This is a genomic window from Vibrio penaeicida (assembly GCF_002933855.1).
GTDB classification, from domain to species: domain Bacteria; phylum Pseudomonadota; class Gammaproteobacteria; order Enterobacterales; family Vibrionaceae; genus Vibrio; species Vibrio penaeicida_A.
On record NZ_BFAQ01000032.1, the window covers coordinates 124,629 to 143,714 of the forward strand.

At 43.3% G+C, this 19,086-nt stretch carries 17 protein-coding genes and 1 tRNA gene; 9 read left to right on the top strand and 9 right to left on the bottom strand.

Annotated features, from left to right (window positions below; genetic code table 11):
- The coding region (locus VPNCDNU1_RS28860; RefSeq protein ID WP_167404839.1) for a hypothetical protein at positions 1–264 on the top strand (264 nt) is incomplete at its 5' end.
- A 42-nt stretch (positions 265–306) separates the two neighbouring features.
- On the opposite strand, the gene VPNCDNU1_RS19300 is transcribed toward VPNCDNU1_RS28860, so the two are convergent.
- A complete protein-coding gene (locus tag VPNCDNU1_RS19300) occupies positions 307–756 on the bottom strand; it encodes a hypothetical protein (RefSeq protein ID WP_145959472.1) in 450 nt (149 codons plus the stop codon).
- Positions 757–800: 44 nt separating this feature from the next.
- Between VPNCDNU1_RS19300 and VPNCDNU1_RS19305 the strand changes: the two genes are divergently transcribed.
- Together VPNCDNU1_RS19305 and VPNCDNU1_RS19310 are read left to right on the top strand one after the other, a co-directional pair.
- The gene (locus VPNCDNU1_RS19305) at positions 801–2,438 is read left to right on the top strand and encodes a hypothetical protein (RefSeq protein WP_104401834.1); all 1,638 of its coding nucleotides are present in this window, start codon (positions 801–803) and stop codon (positions 2,436–2,438) included.
- A 2-nt stretch (positions 2,439–2,440) separates the two neighbouring features.
- A complete protein-coding gene (locus tag VPNCDNU1_RS19310) occupies positions 2,441–2,965 on the top strand; it encodes a hypothetical protein (RefSeq protein WP_104401835.1) in 525 nt (174 codons plus the stop codon).
- A gap of 199 nt (positions 2,966–3,164) precedes the next feature.
- On the opposite strand, the gene VPNCDNU1_RS19315 is transcribed toward VPNCDNU1_RS19310, so the two are convergent.
- The 3 genes from VPNCDNU1_RS19315 to VPNCDNU1_RS19325 all read right to left on the bottom strand — a co-directional run bounded on the left by VPNCDNU1_RS19315 (position 3,165) and on the right by VPNCDNU1_RS19325 (position 5,377).
- Positions 3,165–3,241: transfer RNA gene (locus tag VPNCDNU1_RS19315), tRNA-Pro, on the bottom strand.
- An 86-nt stretch (positions 3,242–3,327) separates the two neighbouring features.
- On the bottom strand, positions 3,328–5,124 hold the full coding sequence (locus tag VPNCDNU1_RS19320) for a DUF3413 domain-containing protein (RefSeq protein ID WP_104401836.1): 1,797 nt from the start codon (positions 5,122–5,124) through the stop codon (positions 3,328–3,330).
- A 25-nt stretch (positions 5,125–5,149) separates the two neighbouring features.
- Positions 5,150–5,377, bottom strand: a complete 228-nt coding sequence (locus VPNCDNU1_RS19325) for a YejL family protein (protein WP_104401837.1) — start codon at positions 5,375–5,377, stop codon at positions 5,150–5,152.
- 83 nt (positions 5,378–5,460) lie between these two features.
- Between VPNCDNU1_RS19325 and yejK the strand changes: the two genes are divergently transcribed.
- The 4 genes from yejK to VPNCDNU1_RS19345 all read left to right on the top strand — a co-directional run bounded on the left by yejK (position 5,461) and on the right by VPNCDNU1_RS19345 (position 10,021).
- Positions 5,461–6,462: a nucleoid-associated protein YejK gene (yejK, locus tag VPNCDNU1_RS19330; RefSeq protein ID WP_104401868.1), complete on the top strand. Its 1,002-nt coding sequence runs from the start codon at positions 5,461–5,463 to the stop codon at positions 6,460–6,462.
- Positions 6,463–6,532: 70 nt separating this feature from the next.
- Complete coding sequence (locus tag VPNCDNU1_RS19335) at positions 6,533–7,945, top strand: Hpt domain-containing protein (protein WP_104401838.1); 1,413 nt, start codon at positions 6,533–6,535, stop codon at positions 7,943–7,945.
- A gap of 249 nt (positions 7,946–8,194) precedes the next feature.
- On the top strand, positions 8,195–9,307 hold the full coding sequence (gene asd / locus VPNCDNU1_RS19340; RefSeq protein WP_104401839.1) for an aspartate-semialdehyde dehydrogenase: 1,113 nt from the start codon (positions 8,195–8,197) through the stop codon (positions 9,305–9,307).
- Positions 9,308–9,511: 204 nt separating this feature from the next.
- Positions 9,512–10,021, top strand: coding sequence for a hypothetical protein (locus VPNCDNU1_RS19345; protein WP_104401840.1), 510 nt, complete (start codon positions 9,512–9,514; stop codon positions 10,019–10,021).
- Here the strand turns inward: VPNCDNU1_RS19345 and VPNCDNU1_RS19350 are convergent.
- Positions 10,005–10,883 (bottom strand): ion transporter, encoded by an 879-nt coding sequence (locus VPNCDNU1_RS19350; RefSeq protein WP_104401841.1) that lies wholly within the window; start codon positions 10,881–10,883, stop codon positions 10,005–10,007. The genes VPNCDNU1_RS19345 and VPNCDNU1_RS19350 overlap by 17 nt on opposite strands.
- Positions 10,884–11,698: 815 nt before the next feature.
- Between VPNCDNU1_RS19350 and adhE the strand changes: the two genes are divergently transcribed.
- Positions 11,699–14,416: a bifunctional acetaldehyde-CoA/alcohol dehydrogenase gene (adhE, locus tag VPNCDNU1_RS19355; RefSeq protein ID WP_104401842.1), complete on the top strand. Its 2,718-nt coding sequence runs from the start codon at positions 11,699–11,701 to the stop codon at positions 14,414–14,416.
- Positions 14,417–14,609: 193 nt separating this feature from the next.
- Here the strand turns inward: adhE and VPNCDNU1_RS19360 are convergent, their stop codons facing one another.
- From VPNCDNU1_RS19360 to sodB, 4 genes are all read right to left on the bottom strand, one after another.
- Entirely contained in the window at positions 14,610–15,290 is a 681-nt protein-coding gene (locus VPNCDNU1_RS19360) for an SDR family oxidoreductase (protein WP_104401843.1), read from the bottom strand.
- A gap of 262 nt (positions 15,291–15,552) precedes the next feature.
- Positions 15,553–16,056 (bottom strand): VC2046/SO_2500 family protein, encoded by a 504-nt coding sequence (locus tag VPNCDNU1_RS19365; RefSeq protein WP_104401844.1) that lies wholly within the window; start codon positions 16,054–16,056, stop codon positions 15,553–15,555.
- Positions 16,057–16,217: 161 nt separating this feature from the next.
- Positions 16,218–17,528, bottom strand: a complete 1,311-nt coding sequence (locus VPNCDNU1_RS19370; protein ID WP_237324175.1) for a 3-deoxy-D-manno-octulosonic acid transferase — start codon at positions 17,526–17,528, stop codon at positions 16,218–16,220.
- A 145-nt stretch (positions 17,529–17,673) separates the two neighbouring features.
- A complete protein-coding gene (gene sodB, locus VPNCDNU1_RS19375; protein WP_104401845.1) occupies positions 17,674–18,258 on the bottom strand; it encodes a superoxide dismutase [Fe] in 585 nt (194 codons plus the stop codon).
- Between the two features lie 332 nt (positions 18,259–18,590).
- Between sodB and VPNCDNU1_RS19380 the strand changes: the two genes are divergently transcribed.
- Entirely contained in the window at positions 18,591–18,923 is a 333-nt protein-coding gene (locus VPNCDNU1_RS19380) for a Grx4 family monothiol glutaredoxin (RefSeq protein WP_104401846.1), read from the top strand.
- Positions 18,924–19,086: the final 163 nt, after the last annotated feature.

Consider the following 19,086-nt stretch of genomic DNA (forward strand, 5'->3'; position numbering starts at 1 on the left):
GGCGAAGACGCTCAATCGGCAAGCATGGGGGCATTAGCCACGCTTTTAGCGCGTAAAGGTGGCGGTTCAGCGGTTCGCGCACTGACCGCGAAGAAAGAAGCGCAGATTGCCAAATTGCTCGCAGAAAGGCTAGCCGGGCGAGAATTACCAAAAGGCGTAGGTGAAGAAGTGAACAAGAACCCAGCATTACAAAAGCTCATTATGCGGTTGCTGAGTTTGCAAAGTGGTGGCTATGCAGGTGAAGCCGCTACAGCGAAACCGTAAATCAAGGTGTTAGGATGCATCACCGTCAGCCCAAACAAACGACTAGAAAAACACGATCGGAATAAATAAAAACAGACACAGCGCAATCGCTGAACTCAGCACAAAATATACACGGCTCACTGTCGGCCAAGTGTGCCAGCTTTCCCGATAAACGGAGGCAAACATCCATGGTATCCATACTCCGGAAAGTACGCCCATGACGATTAGACCGTAAGCATTGAGCACAGGTATCTGTCCGATAGGCAGGTTTTGACCGATTTGTTGAAAATAATTAATAAGAACAGGCAAATAAAGTAAAACAACGCCACACGCGTACAGAGTAAAAAAGTCTTCTGAGCGGTGTGAAAATTTTGTTTGATAGAAACGCGCAAAGAGAAGAGGAATGTAAAACCCTACAAGGCAGGCACTAGGTATGAGCGCCAAAAACTCGGATGAATTAAGATCGGCAACGTTCATACAGCTAAAATATCGCATGTTACCCACAAAGTCCATTGACTCAATACCCTCACTTTTACTCTGAATAAGGAGATGCCACCATGCCATTTAACGCGAGTGGATACTTTCAGCGTCTATTCAGCTGGCGCGATGACCGTGACGCAGGTGTGAAAATTCTTGCTGAACGGATGGATCAGGAAATGGATGGGATCGTTGCCGGTATCAATGACATCGTGTCTGGCAATGTTGACTGGAAGGGGGCAATGACGGGGGTATTCGGTACCTCCGCGGCACCAGCTTATTCCTTCCAGGAAGACTCAGATACAGGCATATACCGCGAATCGACCAACACGTTGGGTTTCAGTGTCGGTGGTGTCGCAGTCGCTGTATTGGATGGAAACGGTTTAACGGTAAACGGACCAGTTGGCGCCACCAAGTTTAATGCGGGTGGTGCTGAGTACAGCACAACAGCCGGCGGTTGGTTCCTCAATAACTGGAACACGGATAAACAAAAAGGCATGGCTTTATTTGCTGATAACAATGAAATGTTTATCAAGAATGTGACAGAAAACAATCCATCAGCAAACCCAGTTGCGCCAAGTGTCCTGAAACTCTGGAATGGTGCAAACTGGAAAAAGGTACTGACCGAGGGGAGCGCGGATTTTGGCAGATATGGCAATACCCACCCCTTTACAGTGGGCGGTGACGCGAATACTTATTACCCAGTAAGAATTAATGGTCCAAGTCATTTTGATTTCGCTGATATTGGGATTAGTCGCCACTATAACTGGCCAGCGCCTAACTCATGGAATACATCAACGCACAAGGGCGGATTAACACTGAACTTTCGTTGGTCAGGTGACAGTAGTTGGGGCGGGAATGATAAAACAATCCGTATCGTGCAGTTCGCAGAGTCCTATACGGCAATGGTCGGCGGTATTCAACTTTCAACCGGCGGCGTTATTGTTTGGCTACGGGGCGGCGGTGCCAGGTATAACCTCACAAGTTCAAACGGTAAGGTGACGAGACTTCAGGTTTACGCAACCTCTGCAGGCTATACAGATTCGAGACCCACCAATTTTGTGCCAAGAACAGGCACACCAGATCAAATTAGAGCAAACAGACAAGCGGAAATCGATGCTTATTGGCCAGTTCGAGGCAACAGAAACGGCGTATTCGGTGACATGGTTGTCAAGAGAGATTCATCAAGTTCTAAGTTGTTGGACTTGAGAAATGCTACGTCTAATAGCTGGGCATACATTGCAATATCATCAGGGGTTAAAGACAAATACGCAGGTGATAAAACCGTGCATATCGGCTTTGCTGATCATGCCACAGCCGGACAACCCGCTAAGAGTTTGCATTTCAGAGTGGGGGAGGGCAGCACAAATCATACCCGCCTTGCGGTCCATAAAGATGGTGTGAGTGTTCCTAATAAGTTGACGGCGGGTGATTTTGTTTGCAGCGGTAATATTGAGCTCAAGTCTAATCAGAGACAGCATATTACTTTTAGGAACACTCAAGGAATCGCTAAGGCATATATCTACAAAGACCACGATACAACGTTTTTAACGCATACTGCCGAATCAAGGTTTGAGCAGGATGTAAAGGTCGGGGGGGATTTAGATTGTGATCGAGTGCTATTGAAAGGCAAGGTCATGGTGACTGGCGCGGCAGGATTAGGCGCTCCAACAGGCGTTGCGGTTCCCCCCGTTGGAGGCTTATTTGTGAGGTGGTAACCATGGCGGCTGAGTTTTGGTTTAACGACAGCGGAACACAACGCAAGGCGAAAGAAGTCTATTTCAATGACGGTGGCACGCTGAGAAAAGCTAAGGAAATTTGGTACAACGATAACGGTACTATGCGAAGGGTGTTTAATACGGACTCTAGCCTAAGATTCAATATTCAAACTCAAAACGTATATAATATGTTTTACAACTTCATTTCTGGTACTCATGGAAGAATAAACGGACAATCTATATTTAGTTTTACCGATAAATTAGAGGCTTCTGGTACATATTTTATACTTGCCTTAGGTGGAAGAACGACAGATAACCAATGTGTATTAAGGATTTCAACCTCATCAAATGGGTCGCACACAAAAATTGGAAGCTTGAATAGCGTTAGAGTTAGGTTTGGGGCTCAATCTACAGTTCTTAGTTGGGCTGATAACACATTACAATATGAGGTTATTAGCTCTGAGTTAACTAACTATCTTAAATCTTCGGTTAGCTCTGCAAACCCATTGATCATAGAAAAGATATAAACAATTTAAACGAGCTTCCTATTTAGGGGGCTTTTTAATGGGCGAAGATCATGCTTGAGAAATGTCTAAAAGATAGCCCTGAGTGAATCGCGAAAAGTGGACTACTGTATATTACCACCTTGTTACCACGTTGTTACCACCCTTGAGTGTTTTATAAAATGAAAAAGCCCGTAACTCATTGAGCTACGGGCTAAAATCATGGTCGGACTGAGAGGATTTGAACCTCCGACCCCTGACACCCCATGACAGTGCGCTACCAAGCTGCGCTACAGTCCGATAAAAACAATGTAATCTCTTTCAAGAGGATGAGTCAACGATTTTTAGCCTTTACCATGAACAAGTGCTTGATATTTATTCACCTGTCACTGCTCGGTATAAAATCTTTTCTGCTCCGTTAAGCCTTGCATCAAGATAGAAAGTTTAGGGTTGTCGTCGCGTTTTCTATTGTATTCAGAATCGTACACTTTGTAGTTACCAAAACGGTCGACAACCGTTGTTTCACCATCCGCTATCATCGCGACTTCACGTCGGTTACCGGCGATGATCCAACTTCTTTCATCGGTATCGAATAAGCTGCGCCCGCTGCTGTAATCCGTCGGGTTTGAACTGACACCAAGGATCTGGTGCATCAACGTCGGTGATAAGTCCAAATGGCTGGTTTTATGCGTAAATTCTGCCGTTTCTTTTCCTGGCCATTGAATGATCATAGGCACTTGAAGCTGGAAACGGCTGTAGTTGGTGCTAGAACCCCAAGAGCTACTCTTGGTTTCATTAAACTCCGTGCCGTGATTTGAAGTAACAATCACCACGGTATTATCGGTCAGTTCCAATTTTTCTAGCTGTTCAAACATTGATGCCAATAGCTGATCTGCTTGCATCGTTGAACTCATATAGCCTTCTTTCAGCTGCGCTTCTAATTGGCTGCCTGGAAGGGTTGGATGAGCCGTTTCAAAGTTGGCTAAACCATTAAGCTCGACATAGCTGAACCATGGTTGATTAGGCTTAGACTCTAGCCAAGTAGACCAATTAGAAATAGCTAACTTGTCATCGGTGGATTCTGAGGCTTTTATGTCTTCCGGCAGAATATCTTTGAAGATAATGTCTCGGTAGAGCTTGTCAGCAAAGTTGTCGCCACTAAATAAGCCAAAGTTGTAGTTCTTCTTTTCCAGCAGTTGGATGAATAACGGCGCGTCTTGCTGCGCTTTTATGCTCTCGGCATAGCTGCTTGGTAAACCGTAGAACAATCCAAATACGCCGTACATGTCATTACTTGCGCTGTAATGATTGGTGTAGTTCAAGTGCTCGCTGGCATAGGCGTCTAGCGTTGGCATTGTATCGGGCGTGACGGCATCAGCTCTTAGGTTATCGACCATGATGATTAAGACGTTTAAGTCTTTGCCTCGGCTTTCGTATACCAAAGGCTCTATCGGATACTGAACCAGTTTCACATCACCAGAATAGCTATCAAGCCTGTCCAAATATTCTTCTTTATCCAGTAAGCCGTGCTTTTCCATAAAGCTTTTCGCCGTCATCGGGTAAGAAAGCGGGAAGTTTGCGCGTTGGCTGGTAATTGGGTTGTAGAAGAATGCATCTGCCCAGATGTAAATTAGGTGACTTGCGATAAAACACACGAAGAAAACGGCTGCGAGTGGTTTACCAATGTGTTTGTGTGCAAGTTTTCTTTTTTTGCGCCATACCCATTCTGCTAGGGCTAACTGCATTAAAAAGATAACAGGGACAAAAACAAAAAATTGTTGCCACTCAGGGGTGAAGTTTCCTTCTTTGCTGACCAATAAATCCCAAACGACAGGGTTTAAGTGCAAATGAAGGTTTTGATAAACCTGAGTATCAAGCAGTAAAACGGTGAGGCCGGCGGTTGCAAAACACGCCGAAAGAAAACGGAATAGTTTCCGTGATGGCACTAAAAAGGTGAGCGGGAATAGCACCAATATGTAGATAGCAAAAATCAAAAAAGCAAAATGCCCAAGCCAAGATACAGCCAAATAGACTTGTCCTAGAAGGGTGTCGGGCCATGGGGACTGAGTAATGTACCGAGTACCAATTAGCATTGCTGCGATGATATTGAAGAAGGCAAACCAATGCCCCCAACTCACAAGACGAGAAACGCGTTCACTGTATGTATTTTCGCTATCTACCATTTATATTTCAGTCTTATTGATTGAATTAGTGAGTTGCATCGCCATCGACGGATGAGATAAGTGCTTGAGCGAATTTTTCAGCAATTACCTTACGTTGTGAAGCAGGAACGTTTTGATTTAAGACATTCGTTGCGATATTTCCCGCGATCATCAATGAAAGCTCTGTATTTGCGCCGTTTTTGTCAAGTACGGCTGCAATCTCAGCCAAGATAGATTCAACTTGTTCGTCACTGTATTTAGATGTAATCGGCATATAGACTCTGATAATGATAGTAAAAGCGGCTTATGATAACCTACTCTCCCTCTCAACTGAAACTAGAACACGACAAAATTATTATGAGTCTGCATCTTTCAAACGTCATCCTTCATAAGCTGGTTAAAAATGAGCAAGAAGAATTGACCGTTAATTTTCGCCAAGAGTCGCTTCCTAATGAAGGATCATCCGAAAACCTAGTTGCCGAACTGCATCGGGTTTTTAATAGCAAAGCAGGTAAAGGCTTTGGTACGTTTAAACCAGACAGCGATTTTAAATCATGGTTGCAAGAACTTCGCCAAAATGAGAAGAGCTTTTACGATTTTTCTCAGATAAGTGCTACGAGGTTAAAAGAGGAATTGTCTAAATACCCATTTGCGGACGAAGGCATTTTGGTTTTTGCTGAGTATCAATCACTTGCGACGGAATATTTATTTGTGGGGTTGCTTCCATCAAATGAAAGCTTGAAGGTGACAGAAGGGCTAGAAATCAGTGCAACCGACTATCTTGATATCAGCAAGATGGATATTGCGGCAAGAATAGACCTATCGACTTACGCTACAGATGAAGAATCAAACCGATACCTCACGTTCATTAAGGGGCGAGTAGGGCGTAAAGTTTCGGATTTCTTCTTAGACTTCCTCCAAGCGGATGTCGGGCTTGATACGAAGGTGCAGAACCAAGTTCTCATGCAGGCTGTTGAAGATTTTTGCTCAGACTCAAAACTTGAAAAAGAAGAAGCCACTCAATATCGTAAGCAAGTCTTCGATTATTGTAATGAGCAGATTAAATCGGGTGATGAAGTCGAAATTCGTGAGCTGTCTGGCGAATTGCCAACAAGTAATGATGGGACCAGTTTCTTAGACTACACTCAAGAGCAAGGTTATGATCTTGAAGAGAGTTTTCCTGGCGATCGCTCTACCGTTCGGAAACTAACGAAGTTCGTTGGTGCCGGTGGGGGTGTTTCTATTAACTTTGATAGTTTGCTGCTAGGCGAACGCATTTTCTACGATCCGGAAACAGACACGCTAACACTAAAAGGTACGCCCCCTAACTTGCGAGATCAGTTAACGCGTCGTTCATAGAAATCGAATAGGTAAGGTGGTTGTAGAGCCACCTTATTGAATTAACTCACGCACGATAAAGAGCTATTTTATGGATGAAAGTAGCAAAAAAAACATCAAGTTCGTCATATTTTCTGTCCTATTGATTTGGGGCGTTATCTCTACCGTCTTTTATATTCAGTTTAGTCAATTGCGTCAGGAAGCAGAATCTGTAGATTCATTGTCTAGCCAGATAGAAGAATTCCGTTATACCTTATCTTTTCCCGATCCTATTCGAGCTCAGCATATTGAGCAGATGTCTCTTAGCCTTGAGTTAGTTAAATCCGTTGCTGTTCAAATAGAGTCCGGCACAAACGCAGGTTTTTGGAGCCCAGAAACGGCACAATTGGTTTATCTAACGGATCGATTTGTAGAGCGTGCTGAAAATTATTTGAATGTTGCAATGGACATTCGCGGGCTCTCGGAGCAAATTCTCAAGGCGAAAAGCAGTGAGGGAGTGCCCAGTGGATTGGTTGTTCTTTACAACGAACTTGGTGCTTACATGTTTAACTCATTTTATGCAAACACCAACCTTAACCCCCCTAATTTTATGACGCTTGAGTCGATAATGCTTCGGTCTGAGCAATTTGACGCGCCGTATAAAAAGCAGATTCAATCTTTGCTGTCTCAATCCTCAATTATTTTAGCTGAACACGCGCAGCTTAGTTACGTGACTGAAGAGATCATAAAGCATTCGATTGTACGGGAGATAGATGAAGTTAAGTTTGGCTTTAAAGAGTCAGAAAAGAGGATTTTCACGCTCACCCTTTTCTTGAGTGGAGTGTTAATTTTCGCTCTCTCATGGTTTGTGTATAGTGGGGTATCTCAAACGACTCGAATAGGAGCCATAGGTGCGAAAGTACCCAATCCTTCCAAGGGTGATGAGGCAAAGAGTCATTCTAAAAACAGCGCTAAAGTTCAAGAGGACAGTTCATCGACTCAAACTGTAACTAAGGAAATGGATAGCGCTCCACTTGTGCAAAGTGAAATCCCTCAGCACTCTGATTTCCAAAGCGCGCACTCTCAAAATACAAGCTCTCATGCGTCATTTGTTCTGCCAGCTGACAGCGAGAGCCCAACGAGTGCAGAAGAATCCGTTAACATTCCAAATACAGCTCTTCCGAGCGGCTTTGACCCAGATACGATGCTTGAAACCTTTGATCAGGATGAAGAGTCTGTTTTGATGGTTCTAAACGTGTTTTTGCAAGACCATGGCGATGATGTGAATAAGTTAAAAGAAGCATTAGCAAAAGAAAAGGAACAGGCGCATCGTATCGCACATAGTTTGAAAGGCGTAGCGGGTAATTTGGGGGCAACCAGTCTTCGAGACATTTGTGCTGAAATAGAGAATGTTTTGAAAGATGGGGCTTTCCCATCAGAACAGTCAATATCAGAGCTTGAGCGGTGCTTGAAGCTCACTGTTGATGATGTTGAATCTTACTTGGGAGCGGTCAATACCGCTTAGCTCCTTCGTAGAAATAAACACCATGGAAACTCCATGGAAACTCCATGGTGTTTTTGTTTTCCACCCTATTTAGCCAATTCCTATACCCCCCATTTCTTTGGTCGCACGTAATCTCGACAATTCCAAAAGTCGTCAATTTCCTTTGTATCGTGGATTTTTTGCGCATTTAGGGTGAAAAGGCTTGTTTTCATGCCTCAAAAATCTTATAGATGGGGGAGTTTGTTTAAAAAGAGACATGGAGTGTAAACAATGAGAGTAGGTCTTGTAGGCTGGCGTGGTATGGTCGGTTCGGTTCTGATGCAGAGAATGGTCGAAGAAAAAGACTTTGATGTCATCGAGCCAGTTTTTTACAGCACCTCGCAGGTTGGTATTCCAGCCCCAAACTTTGGTAAAGAGGCTGGTGTTCTTCAAGATGCGTTTGATATTGAAAGCTTGAAACAGCTTGATGCCGTTATTACTTGCCAGGGTGGCAGTTACACAGAGAAGGTATACCCAGCGTTGCGTCAGGCGGGTTGGAAAGGTTACTGGATCGATGCAGCGTCGACGCTGCGTATGGCTGAAGACTCCATTATTACACTTGATCCTGTTAACCTAGCGCAAATTCAGCAAGGTATTCATGGCGGTACAAACACATTTGTTGGCGGTAACTGTACAGTTAGCTTGATGCTTATGGCATTAGGTGGGCTATACGAAAAAGGTCACATTGAGTGGATGAGCGCAATGACGTATCAAGCGGCTTCTGGCGCTGGTGCGAAAAACATGCGAGAGCTTATCTCTCAAATGGGCGTGATCAATGATTCCGTTAGCACGGAATTAGCTAACCCAGCGAGCTCTATTCTCGATATCGACAAAAAAGTAGCAGAAACATTGCGTGCCTCTTCTTTCCCAACAGACCAATTTGGTGTACCTCTTGCGGGTTCTTTGATTCCTTGGATCGACGTTAAACGCGAAAACGGTCAGAGCAAAGAAGAGTGGAAAGCGGGTGTAGAGGCGAACAAGATCTTGGGTTCTCAAAGCTCACCAATTCCAATTGATGGCACATGTGTTCGCATTGGTGCAATGCGTTGTCACGCTCAAGCACTGACGATTAAGCTAAAGCAGAACATCCCAATGGATGAGATTGAAGAAATGATCGCAACTCATAATGATTGGGTAAAGGTTGTTCCTAACGATCGTGATATCACCGCGCAAGAATTAACACCGGCTAAAGTGACTGGCACGTTATCTGTCCCTGTAGGTCGCTTACGTAAAATGTCGATGGGAGACGATTTCCTTAACGCATTTACCGTAGGTGATCAGCTACTTTGGGGTGCTGCGGAGCCGTTACGTAGAACACTAAGAATTATTTTGTCTGAAAAGTAATATTTTCAATGATATAGATTTCTTTGAAAGCGCTTCTATTCCAGAAGCGCTTTTTGTTTGATTTAGTCCCTTTCCATTTTTTTACATTCTCAGGTTTGCTCTGTCCTAATTATTTCCTAGCGTTTACGTACTTCTGACTGGCAATTTTTAACATCCAACTATACTCAAGTTATAAAGTGCGGGTTGTGAGCTGAAGGAAAGGCAATGCTTAGGCTGAATTATGGGTTTTCAATGTTTGAAGGGCTAATGGGAATGACGGTGTTCTCGTTAATGGCAGTCACCGCTGCACCTAAGTTTTTCAGTATGCAGAAAGAGTACAATCAAGCGCTTATTGAGGGGTTAGCAAGCAAGGTGACGCATGCTGCGGAAGTGGCTAACTTACAAGCTATTGAAGAAGGTGTGGAACAAGATGAATTCGGTATGCTGCAAGGGTTTGGGCAACTGCAGTTTGGTTATCCAAGCGTTAGAATCGGTGGTTTAGCGAACTTTGTTGATATAAATATGGGATACCGCCATACCGACAAGCCTTGGGTTTGGGTAGCGCATCATGCAGTTCACACCAATCGAAAAGATTCTTGGTTGCTGACACGTTCCGAATGGGTCGAACACCCGAGCCGAAACGGTATCTTAGAAACACAGTGCTATATAAGGTATACCGCGCCGATGTACTTGGGCGATCGATTTATCGTCGAAAGCGTTACTCGTGGCTGCTGATTTTATTTTTCTGCGACTCATCCACTTCAACGGGTACGACTCTCGCGTCTGGTGACGCTAACTCTCCCCCACAATGCTTACAGTAAAGCGCATCCGATTCATGCCCATTACTTGAACAGTTAGGGCACTTAACTAGGTTCCGATGCGCATTCATCTCATGATTCAATTCAGCCGTAATAATCCCCGTAGGCACTGCCAAAATAGAATAACCCAGTAACATGGTCAGTGATGCAATGGCCTTACCGATAGGGGTTTGAGGGACGAGATCACCATAGCCCACTGTTGTAATGGTGACGATGGCCCAATAGATACTTTGCGGAATGCTCGTAAACCCATTATGCGGACCTTCAATGACGAAGATAAGCGAGCCGAAGATGGTGACCAAAATGGCGACGGTGCTGAAAAAAATCAGAATTTTTCGGCGTGACATCAACAGCGAGCGTAGCAGTAGATTGGAATCTTGAAGATATCGAACCAACTTTAAAATTCTGAAGATACGCATTACGCGAAGCAAACGAATAACTGCAATAAAAGAGGCAGAAGGGAAAATGAGCACAAAGTAAGTAGGTAAAATGGCGAGTAGATCAATCACCCCATAAAAGCTTTTAGCGTATGCACTGGGTTTCGGTGAGCAATACAACCTGAGAAGATATTCAATAGTGAATAAGGCAGTAAAGACATACTCTGCATAAAGCAACCTTGTGGACCATATGCTCTCTGCTGGTAGCGTTGAGTCTATGACTAAAACTGCCAACGATGCCAAAATAGCGACGATAAGCGCTATGTCGAAAATTCTACCGGCAGTGGTATGAGTACCGAAAATAATGACGTAAAGGTGATGTTTTAGAGCGTGTTTTGGCATGTTGAATATAAATTTGAAATCCTTGCCACGTATCTTAACCGAATTCGGGTAGATAAAAAGTCCAAGTACAGCGCAAAAAGTAGAGGCAAATTGGCTGAACTATATCGAGTACGCTTAGCGAGTGTGTTTAGTCGACAAGTGTTTTATTTGCTCAATTGATTTTCTTTCACACTCGAATGAGCAAGATCTCAACTTAAGACAGTATAAAAGTAATCTTAAAAGGCGCTTAAAGTGTAGGGGGATTTTGTTCTTGGAATTAGGTGAATTGCAGATATTTACTCTGCATTGTGAGGCGCCCAATACTCGTTACTAGCATGGGGTAATGAATGTGTTACAGGCAGTGAAATAAGTGGAAATGAAAGATGTTTTGTACGAATATGAAAAATTGTTAAAAACACGCCGTGTTCATCTGTCTGAAACGGTTGCATGGTTGAGTAACCAGTTGCATCTCAAGTGTGGAATTGAGGTATTTTGTTCTATAAATGAACAAAAATGAAATTTTCTTACAGAGTGCTGTTGTTTTTTGTATTTATTTACTTGTTTGATTCTTTTTTAAGCATATTATTATTTTGCTTGAATATACTTAACTATCAATCACTTATTGTGATTTTTTCTTTTCGTATACCCAGTAAGTAGTATTTAGTTTTTCATAACTGATCTGAGTCAATTTTTTTCACACCCTGAAATATTATACTCAGTCCTGAAAGCAATTTACTAAGACTGTGGTTCGATAAGTGATTGACGAAACGTTAAAAACTTAAGGCAACAACCTTAATAAAAAGTTTTTAATATTTTTCTATTTTAGGAGATTCATTATGCCTGTAACTAATCTGGCTGAACTTGATGCAATGGTCGCACGTGTTAAAGCGGCTCAAGCAGAATTTGCTACTTTCTCTCAAGAGCAAGTAGACAAAATTTTCCGCGCAGCATCTCTAGCCGCTAACCAAGCTCGTATTCCTCTAGCACAGCAAGCGGTAGAAGAGTCTGGTATGGGTATTGTTGAAGATAAGGTTATCAAAAACCACTTTGCTTCTGAGTACATCTACAATAAGTATAAAGATGAAAAAACATGTGGTGTTCTAGACGAAGACGAGAGCCTTGGCACAATGACAATCGCAGAGCCTGTAGGCATCATCTGCGGTATCGTTCCAACAACTAACCCGACCTCTACAGCAATCTTCAAATCTCTTATTTCTTTGAAGACACGTAATGCGATTATTTTCTCGCCACACCCACGTGCAAAGAACTCTACAAACGATGCGGCTAAGCTTGTTTTAGATGCGGCAGTCGCTGCTGGCGCACCAAAAGACATCATTGGTTGGATCGACCAACCTTCTGTTGAGCTTTCTAATGCACTGATGAAGCACGACGACATCGCACTTATCCTTGCGACTGGTGGTCCAGGCATGGTTAAAGCGGCATACTCTTCTGGTAAACCAGCAATCGGTGTTGGTGCAGGTAACGTTCCTGTTGTTATCGACGAAACTGCAGATATCAAACGCGCAGTCGCTTCTATCCTAATGTCTAAGACTTTCGATAACGGTGTTGTATGTGCTTCTGAGCAGGCAGCTATTGTAGTTGATGAAGTATACGACGAAGTGAAAGAGCGTTTTGCTTCTCACAAAGCTTACGTTCTAAGCAAAGATGAAGCAGCGAAAGTACGTAAAGTTCTTCTAATCGAAGGCAACCTAAACGCGAAAATCGTAGGTCAGCCTGCACCAGCTATCGCTGAAATGGCAGGTGTAACAGTACCAGCAGACACGAAAGTACTTGTTGGTGAAGGTTTGGGTAAAGTTTCTTACGATGACGAGTTCGCTCACGAGAAATTGTCTCCAACTCTTGGTTTGTTCCGCGCTGATAACTTCGAAGACGCAGTGGCTCAAGCGGTAACAATGGTTGAGATCGGCGGTATCGGTCACACATCTGGTTTGTACACTGACCAAGACAAGAACGCAGACCGTGTTCGTTATTTCGGCGACAAACTTAAAACAGCTCGTATTCTAATCAACATCCCAACGACTCACGGTGGTATCGGTGACCTGTACAACTTCAACGTTGCACCTTCACTGACATTGGGTTGTGGTTCTTGGGGTGGTAACTCAATCTCTGAGAACGTAGGTCCTAAGCACCTAATTAACAAGAAAACTGTAGCTAAGCGAGCTGAGAACATGTTGTGGCATAAACTACCTAAGTCTATCTACTTCCGTCGCGGTAGCCTTCCAGTAGCACTAGGCGACCTTGAAGGTAAGAAGCGTGCATTCATCGTTACAGACCGTTTCCTATTCAATAACGGTTACGCAGATGAAACCATCAGCATCCTGAAAGCGAACGGCATGGAAGTTCAAACGTTCTTTGATGTAGAAGCGGATCCAGTATTGTCTGCTGTACAAAAAGGTGCAGATTCAATGAAGAGCTTCCAGCCTGATGTTATCATCGCGCTTGGTGGTGGTTCACCAATGGATGCTGCGAAAATCATGTGGGTAATGTACGAGCACCCAGAAACAGCATTTGAAGACCTTGCAATGCGCTTTATGGATATCCGTAAACGTATCTACAAGTTCCCTAAAATGGGTAAGAAAGCGGAAATGGTTTGTATCCCAACCACTTCAGGTACAGGTTCAGAAGTAACACCATTTGCGGTTGTTACCGACGACAAAACTGGCGCGAAATACCCACTTGCTGACTACGAACTAACGCCTCAAATGGCTATTGTAGATGCAAACCTAGTAATGAACATGCCTAAGTCTCTATGTGCATTCGGTGGTTACGATGCAGTAACGCACGCACTTGAAGCTTACGTATCGGTTCTTGCGAACGAATACTCTGATGGTCAAGCTCTACAAGCACTTAAGATGCTGAAAGAGTACCTACCATCTAGCTATGCGAACGGTTCTAACGACCCAATTGCTCGTGAGAAAGTTCACAATGCTGCAACTATCGCTGGTATCGCGTTTGCGAACGCATTCCTAGGTGTATGTCACTCAATGGCGCATAAGATTGGTGCTGAGTTCCATCTTGCTCACGGTATGACTAACGCAATGTTGATTGACAACGTTGTACGCTACAACGCAAACGACAATCCAACTAAGCAAACTGCATTCTCTCAGTACGACCGCCCACAAGCGCGCCGTCGTTACGCAGAAGTTGCAGACCACCTAGACCTAACTCAACCAGGTGACCGTACTGCTCAGAAGATCGAGCGTCTTCTAGGTTGGTTGGACGAGCTTAAAGATAACTTGGACATTCCTAAGTCTATCCAAGCGGCTGGTGTGAACGAAGCTGACTTCCTAGCGAAGATTGATGAACTAGCGGTAGACGCGTTCGATGACCAATGTACTGGTGCGAACCCGCGTTACCCTCTAATCTCTGAGCTGAAAGAAGTGATGTTGTCTGCATTCTACGGTAAGCCATACATTGAAGGTGAAACTTTCGAAGGTACAACCGTAATCAAGAAAAAAGCAGACCAAGTTGCTGCAAAACCAGCAGCTAAATCAGCGGCGAAAGCTACAAAGAAAGAAAAAGCTGAAGCGTAAGCAAGATGCTTAAAAAAGGTTTTCGCTAGCACTCGATAACCTTTCGGGAAAAAACAAAGCTCCACCATTTGGTGGAGCTTTTCTGTTTCGTTCCTAGTAAATTTCGCGTATGAGCTATGCTATTCGTGTATTTTAGCGATTTGTATATCTTCGTTACCTGCATAGCTTAGCTGTCTGCATTAGCTATCTATGCCTATGCTTCTGAAGCCATTACGCGACCATTAAAATAGTCATTTGAGACTATGTATTCAGTGTTTCTAATCATTTCATCCTGCACGTATGCCCAATCACCATTGGCACTGTCCTTAGCGCGAAATTGTGTGGGTATGACACCACCCACACGGATGTTAAATGGGTCGAGCTCTTTCGCCCATGTTTGAGTAAATCCAACAATCATTGCAGAAACATTCTCAAGCCCCTCGGGCAGATTGTGTTGCTGATGTGAGGTTAAATTTACAATAACACCCGACTTTTTGTGCATGCGCATTCTCAGAGCACTGGCTTTCCCGTAACCGTATAAGGACGAAGCCAATGACGACAATTTATGAGTGAACTCTTCTCCTTGTTCACTGCCAAATAGCCTTGGAAGTGGCATACTGGGCCAATTATTTATTAGTACATCAACGCCGTTTTCAAACCGCTCATCAATGTAATTAAACAAAGACTGAATACTCTCGGAAGAGTGGTCTGGAAGCGGATAATAATAAATACTGTCAGACAAAGTGCGACAACGTTTTACGGTATCTAAAAGCGCCTTCGAGTCTGTGTCCGCGACAACAACGCGAGCCCCTAAAGAGGTAAAGTGCACTGCCAATGTACTGCCTAGCCCTGAGCCTGCAGAAGTGATTAAAACCACTGAGTTTCGTATATCCATCGGGATACCTCACTCTAGTTAAAGTATTGTTATTATTTGGTCTTTAAGTTATTCACACTGAACTCTGGATAAGTCGTGATTAAGTGCGGAGTAACGTGTGAATAACTATCATGGGAAAAATTACTGACTCATGATGTGAATAACATCATAGTTTTTTGATGAAAGGGTTTTTGGGTCATTCTTTATGATTTGAGTCTCGCTAGAAATGCTTGTAACTTGAAAACTGTCTCATAAATAAGAATGGGTGTTGGTCTGGTTTCTGTTAGGCGGACATCTTAAGTTTGTGTAATAGGTTTGCTTCAGACATCTGCTTGTAGATTTCCTGAGGGACAACTTTGGTCGCAGGTGCTTCAGTTAGTTTGCGACGTTCGTGTCCTGACAGGTTATGATAAACCTCTTCAGGTAGGTTATGGGTACCTTGAGGCAAGTATGCCAACGCATCGGGAGCAAGACCGTGAGCGAGTCTTGCGCTGGCGATCCCCGATTTATGGAATAAATTTGCCTGTACTGCTGAGCGTTCGTAGGATTCATCATTAGAGCGAAGAGTTTGAGGTGTCGCCAAGTCAAACTGCTGTCTCAGTTTATCATCGCTGACTTCTTGAGTTTCTACTGTTTCAACTGGCGTGTTGTCTCGTACATCGTTTGAAAACATGGATACAAGTAAAGCAAAGTCGGCACGTTGCCCCGTGTTGACTGCCTGACTGATGTCAGAGCCAACATTGAGTTCGCTAATGATTGCGGCTTTGTCTAATGTATGAATGTTCATGACGCTCCTCGCTCGATGTTCTTTTAGCGGCGGGAGAATCATTAACTTTAGGAAATTTTGAGTTTTTTTCGACTTAGAAAAATAGGCGACCAAATGGTCGCCTATTTTTGATCTAATAGAGCTTTTCGTAAGCTAAGTTACTGGGTATTTTCAGTACTCACTCACTCTTTTTTGTAAATGACAGAATGATGATCTTTTACAAACTTATTCACTTGCTCAACATAACTGGCGGACGAAGAGTACTTCCTACTGTCGTTAGACGCGACGATATTCACCAACACAAGATGACAAACCGCAATCAAGAAGAACAGCTTAAAGCGCTCTGGTTTGCTTTCTAAAAATTGCTTCACACCATATAGAATAGGGATGATGGCGAAAGGGTAGGCGAGCATTAAGTGCCAATAGTTGAATGTGATAGGCGCTAATGCAGCGCATATGAGAATCGCAACGAAGACACCAAAAGCATAGAGTGGTAGCCAGTCTTCTTTAGTGGCAACGCCCTCAGATTTTCGAATTATAGGCTTCACGTGCTTCCACAAACGCCAGCTATAGCGAGCAGACACAACAACCGTAAACGCTCCCACTCCGAAAACCCAAGCTTTCCAAATGTAAACTAACGCCAATCGAGCAAATTCTATTGTTGTAATCCATTCAAACGTACTGTTCGCGATAGCTTTGTTAGAGAACATCATCGATCCATAACGAATCCAATAAAGCACAGATTTTAAAACAGGATATACATGGGTGAGTCCATAGCCGATGTAGCGGTCACTTTCCTGAACAATTTGATCGTTGTTCATCATCTCGATGAAGTATGGAATCAGTGATGCGCCGGTAACCAAAACGCCACAAATTACACCTACCCAAGAAACTTTCCCTAAGCCACGATACAGCAAATAAAACGAGACAAACGCTAACAGCGGCCACGAAAAATGAAGTTGCATTGCCATTCCGATGGAAAGCACATGCAAGAAGCTGTACCCAAAAGACACTCCCTCTCGCATTTTGAAAGCAGTCCAAAAATGAAGTGCGGCAAAAAACAGAAGGTAAGAAGGGTTATAAAGGACGTTGTCGTACTGCATCCATGGGCTAAACCAAACTAACAATACAAAAACGAGTCGTACGGGTTTTGAGAAATAATGTTTAAGAACGGCATCTAAGATAAAAACAGAAGCTATACGGATGGCGATCAAAAAAGCCATTGGAGCCCAAGGAGAATCCCATAAAAGAAGAGGACCACCTACAACCAATGCTGAGAGATAACCGGGTACATTACCGACTGTGCTGCCATAGTTGCCAAACGGAAGCCAATTGCCAGCATAAGCACCCATATAGCCCTTCAGAAGCATTTGGTCTTGGTCGCCATCAAGTAGCTGGTTTCCCGAGTAATAAATGGAAAAGAGGGTGCCAGCAGCCAAAATAAGAAAGAACAGAATTTGAAAGTGCTTTTCTAAATAAGCGTCAAATTTCACAGTGTGCCTTTGAGGGGTTAGGAGATATGGTGAATATCCTACCTTTTTACATCTTTACATCAAGTTACAAATCGCACTGAGTGAGTAAAGAATACAAAAAAACCCACGCAACAAGCGTGGGTTCGAATTTTTTAGTAATACGATCTTACTTTGCTAGGTTTTCTGCTACGAAATCCCAGTTAACCAATGCCCAGAATGCACCCATGTAATCAGGACGAACATTACGGAAATCGATGTAGTAAGCGTGTTCCCACAGATCAACAGTCAGAAGAGGAGTGATACCTTCTTCAGTCAGTGGTGTCGCTGCATTTGAAGTGTTAACGATGTCCAAAGAACCATCAGATTTTTTCACTAGCCAAGTCCAAGATGAACCAAAGTTATTGATTGCAGAATCAGTGAACTTTGCTTTGAACTCTTCGAAAGAACCGAATGATGCGTTAATAGCGTCAGCTACTGCACCAGTAGGTTCGCCGCCAGCTTTTGGTGCTAGGCAGTGCCAGTAAAACGTGTGGTTCCAGATCTGTGCTGCATTGTTGAAAATACCGCCCGTTGAAGATTTGATGATTTCTTCAAGAGATTTGTTTTCGAATTCAGTACCAGGTACTAGACCGTTCAGCTTAACCACATACGTGTTGTGGTGTTTGCCGTGGTGAAAATCTAAAGTTTCCGCAGAAATATGTGGTTCTAGCGCATCTTTAGCGTAAGGAAGAGCTGGTAGTTCAAATGCCATTGCTCGATTCTCCATTGTATATGAAAGAGTGCTACCTCTTTCGGATTGCTTCCAGTGTGTATTTTATTATTAAGTCTTTTTGACTTTTATATGAGCCAATACTGTCTGTATTCAAGTAACCTCGAGATACTAAGTTCAGCCCAAATTTTTGATTTAGTTTAGCAAGTTTTTACTTTATTAAAAGAAAAAGCAGAGAGTTTTTTAAAACTTAGAATGGGAACCCAGTGTCTGATAGATCAAAAAGTAATAACCCTAGTCATTAAGGACTTTTTATTCTGACTTAAACCAGTAGAATGGTCTGAATAGTTAACGCATCCATTAACGAGGACGCAATGGAAACCATCGACAAAATCAAGCAGCAGATTGCTGAAAACACAATCCTTCTTTACATGAAAGGCTCACCAAAACTGCCTAGCTGCGGTTTTTCTTCTCAAGCTTCTCAAGCGCTTATGGCGTGTGGCGAGAAATTCGCATATGTAGATATTCTACAAAATCCGGATATCCGCGCAGAGCTACCAAAATACGCTCAGTGGCCGACATTCCCACAACTTTGGGTTGAAGGTGAGCTAGTTGGTGGTTGCGATATCATCATTGAGATGTTCCAGAAAGGTGAATTGCAGCCTCTTGTCAAAGAAGCAGCAGCGAAAATTGAAGACGCAGAATAATATTTTTTGTGATTAAGATTTTCTGTACTTAAGCTTCCTGTACTCAAGCTTTCTGTATATAAAAAGAAAGAAAAGGCTTGGTGATTTCGATCACCAAGCCTTTCCTTTTTAGTTGAAGAGACCTTGTTAGGACAACAGATCTTTTTAGAACAATAAACGTTAG

What these genes read in the sequence shown, in the direction of transcription:
- VPNCDNU1_RS19345 (WP_104401840.1), top strand. Translation starts at nt 9,512, where the DNA reads ATGCTTAGGCTGAATTATGGGTTTTCAATGTTTGAAGGGCTAATGGGA.
- VPNCDNU1_RS19380 (WP_104401846.1), top strand. Translation starts at nt 18,591, where the DNA reads ATGGAAACCATCGACAAAATCAAGCAGCAGATTGCTGAAAACACAATC.
- asd (WP_104401839.1), top strand. Translation starts at nt 8,195, where the DNA reads ATGAGAGTAGGTCTTGTAGGCTGGCGTGGTATGGTCGGTTCGGTTCTG.
- VPNCDNU1_RS19310 (WP_104401835.1), top strand. Translation starts at nt 2,441, where the DNA reads ATGGCGGCTGAGTTTTGGTTTAACGACAGCGGAACACAACGCAAGGCG.
- VPNCDNU1_RS19360 (WP_104401843.1), bottom strand. Translation starts at nt 15,290, where the DNA reads ATGGATATACGAAACTCAGTGGTTTTAATCACTTCTGCAGGCTCAGGG.
- adhE (WP_104401842.1), top strand. Translation starts at nt 11,699, where the DNA reads ATGCCTGTAACTAATCTGGCTGAACTTGATGCAATGGTCGCACGTGTT.
- yejK (WP_104401868.1), top strand. Translation starts at nt 5,461, where the DNA reads ATGAGTCTGCATCTTTCAAACGTCATCCTTCATAAGCTGGTTAAAAAT.
- VPNCDNU1_RS19350 (WP_104401841.1), bottom strand. Translation starts at nt 10,883, where the DNA reads ATGCCAAAACACGCTCTAAAACATCACCTTTACGTCATTATTTTCGGT.
- VPNCDNU1_RS19335 (WP_104401838.1), top strand. Translation starts at nt 6,533, where the DNA reads ATGGATGAAAGTAGCAAAAAAAACATCAAGTTCGTCATATTTTCTGTC.
- VPNCDNU1_RS19305 (WP_104401834.1), top strand. Translation starts at nt 801, where the DNA reads ATGCCATTTAACGCGAGTGGATACTTTCAGCGTCTATTCAGCTGGCGC.
- VPNCDNU1_RS19300 (WP_145959472.1), bottom strand. Translation starts at nt 756, where the DNA reads ATGGACTTTGTGGGTAACATGCGATATTTTAGCTGTATGAACGTTGCC.
- VPNCDNU1_RS19320 (WP_104401836.1), bottom strand. Translation starts at nt 5,124, where the DNA reads ATGGTAGATAGCGAAAATACATACAGTGAACGCGTTTCTCGTCTTGTG.
- VPNCDNU1_RS19365 (WP_104401844.1), bottom strand. Translation starts at nt 16,056, where the DNA reads ATGAACATTCATACATTAGACAAAGCCGCAATCATTAGCGAACTCAAT.
- VPNCDNU1_RS19325 (WP_104401837.1), bottom strand. Translation starts at nt 5,377, where the DNA reads ATGCCGATTACATCTAAATACAGTGACGAACAAGTTGAATCTATCTTG.
- sodB (WP_104401845.1), bottom strand. Translation starts at nt 18,258, where the DNA reads ATGGCATTTGAACTACCAGCTCTTCCTTACGCTAAAGATGCGCTAGAA.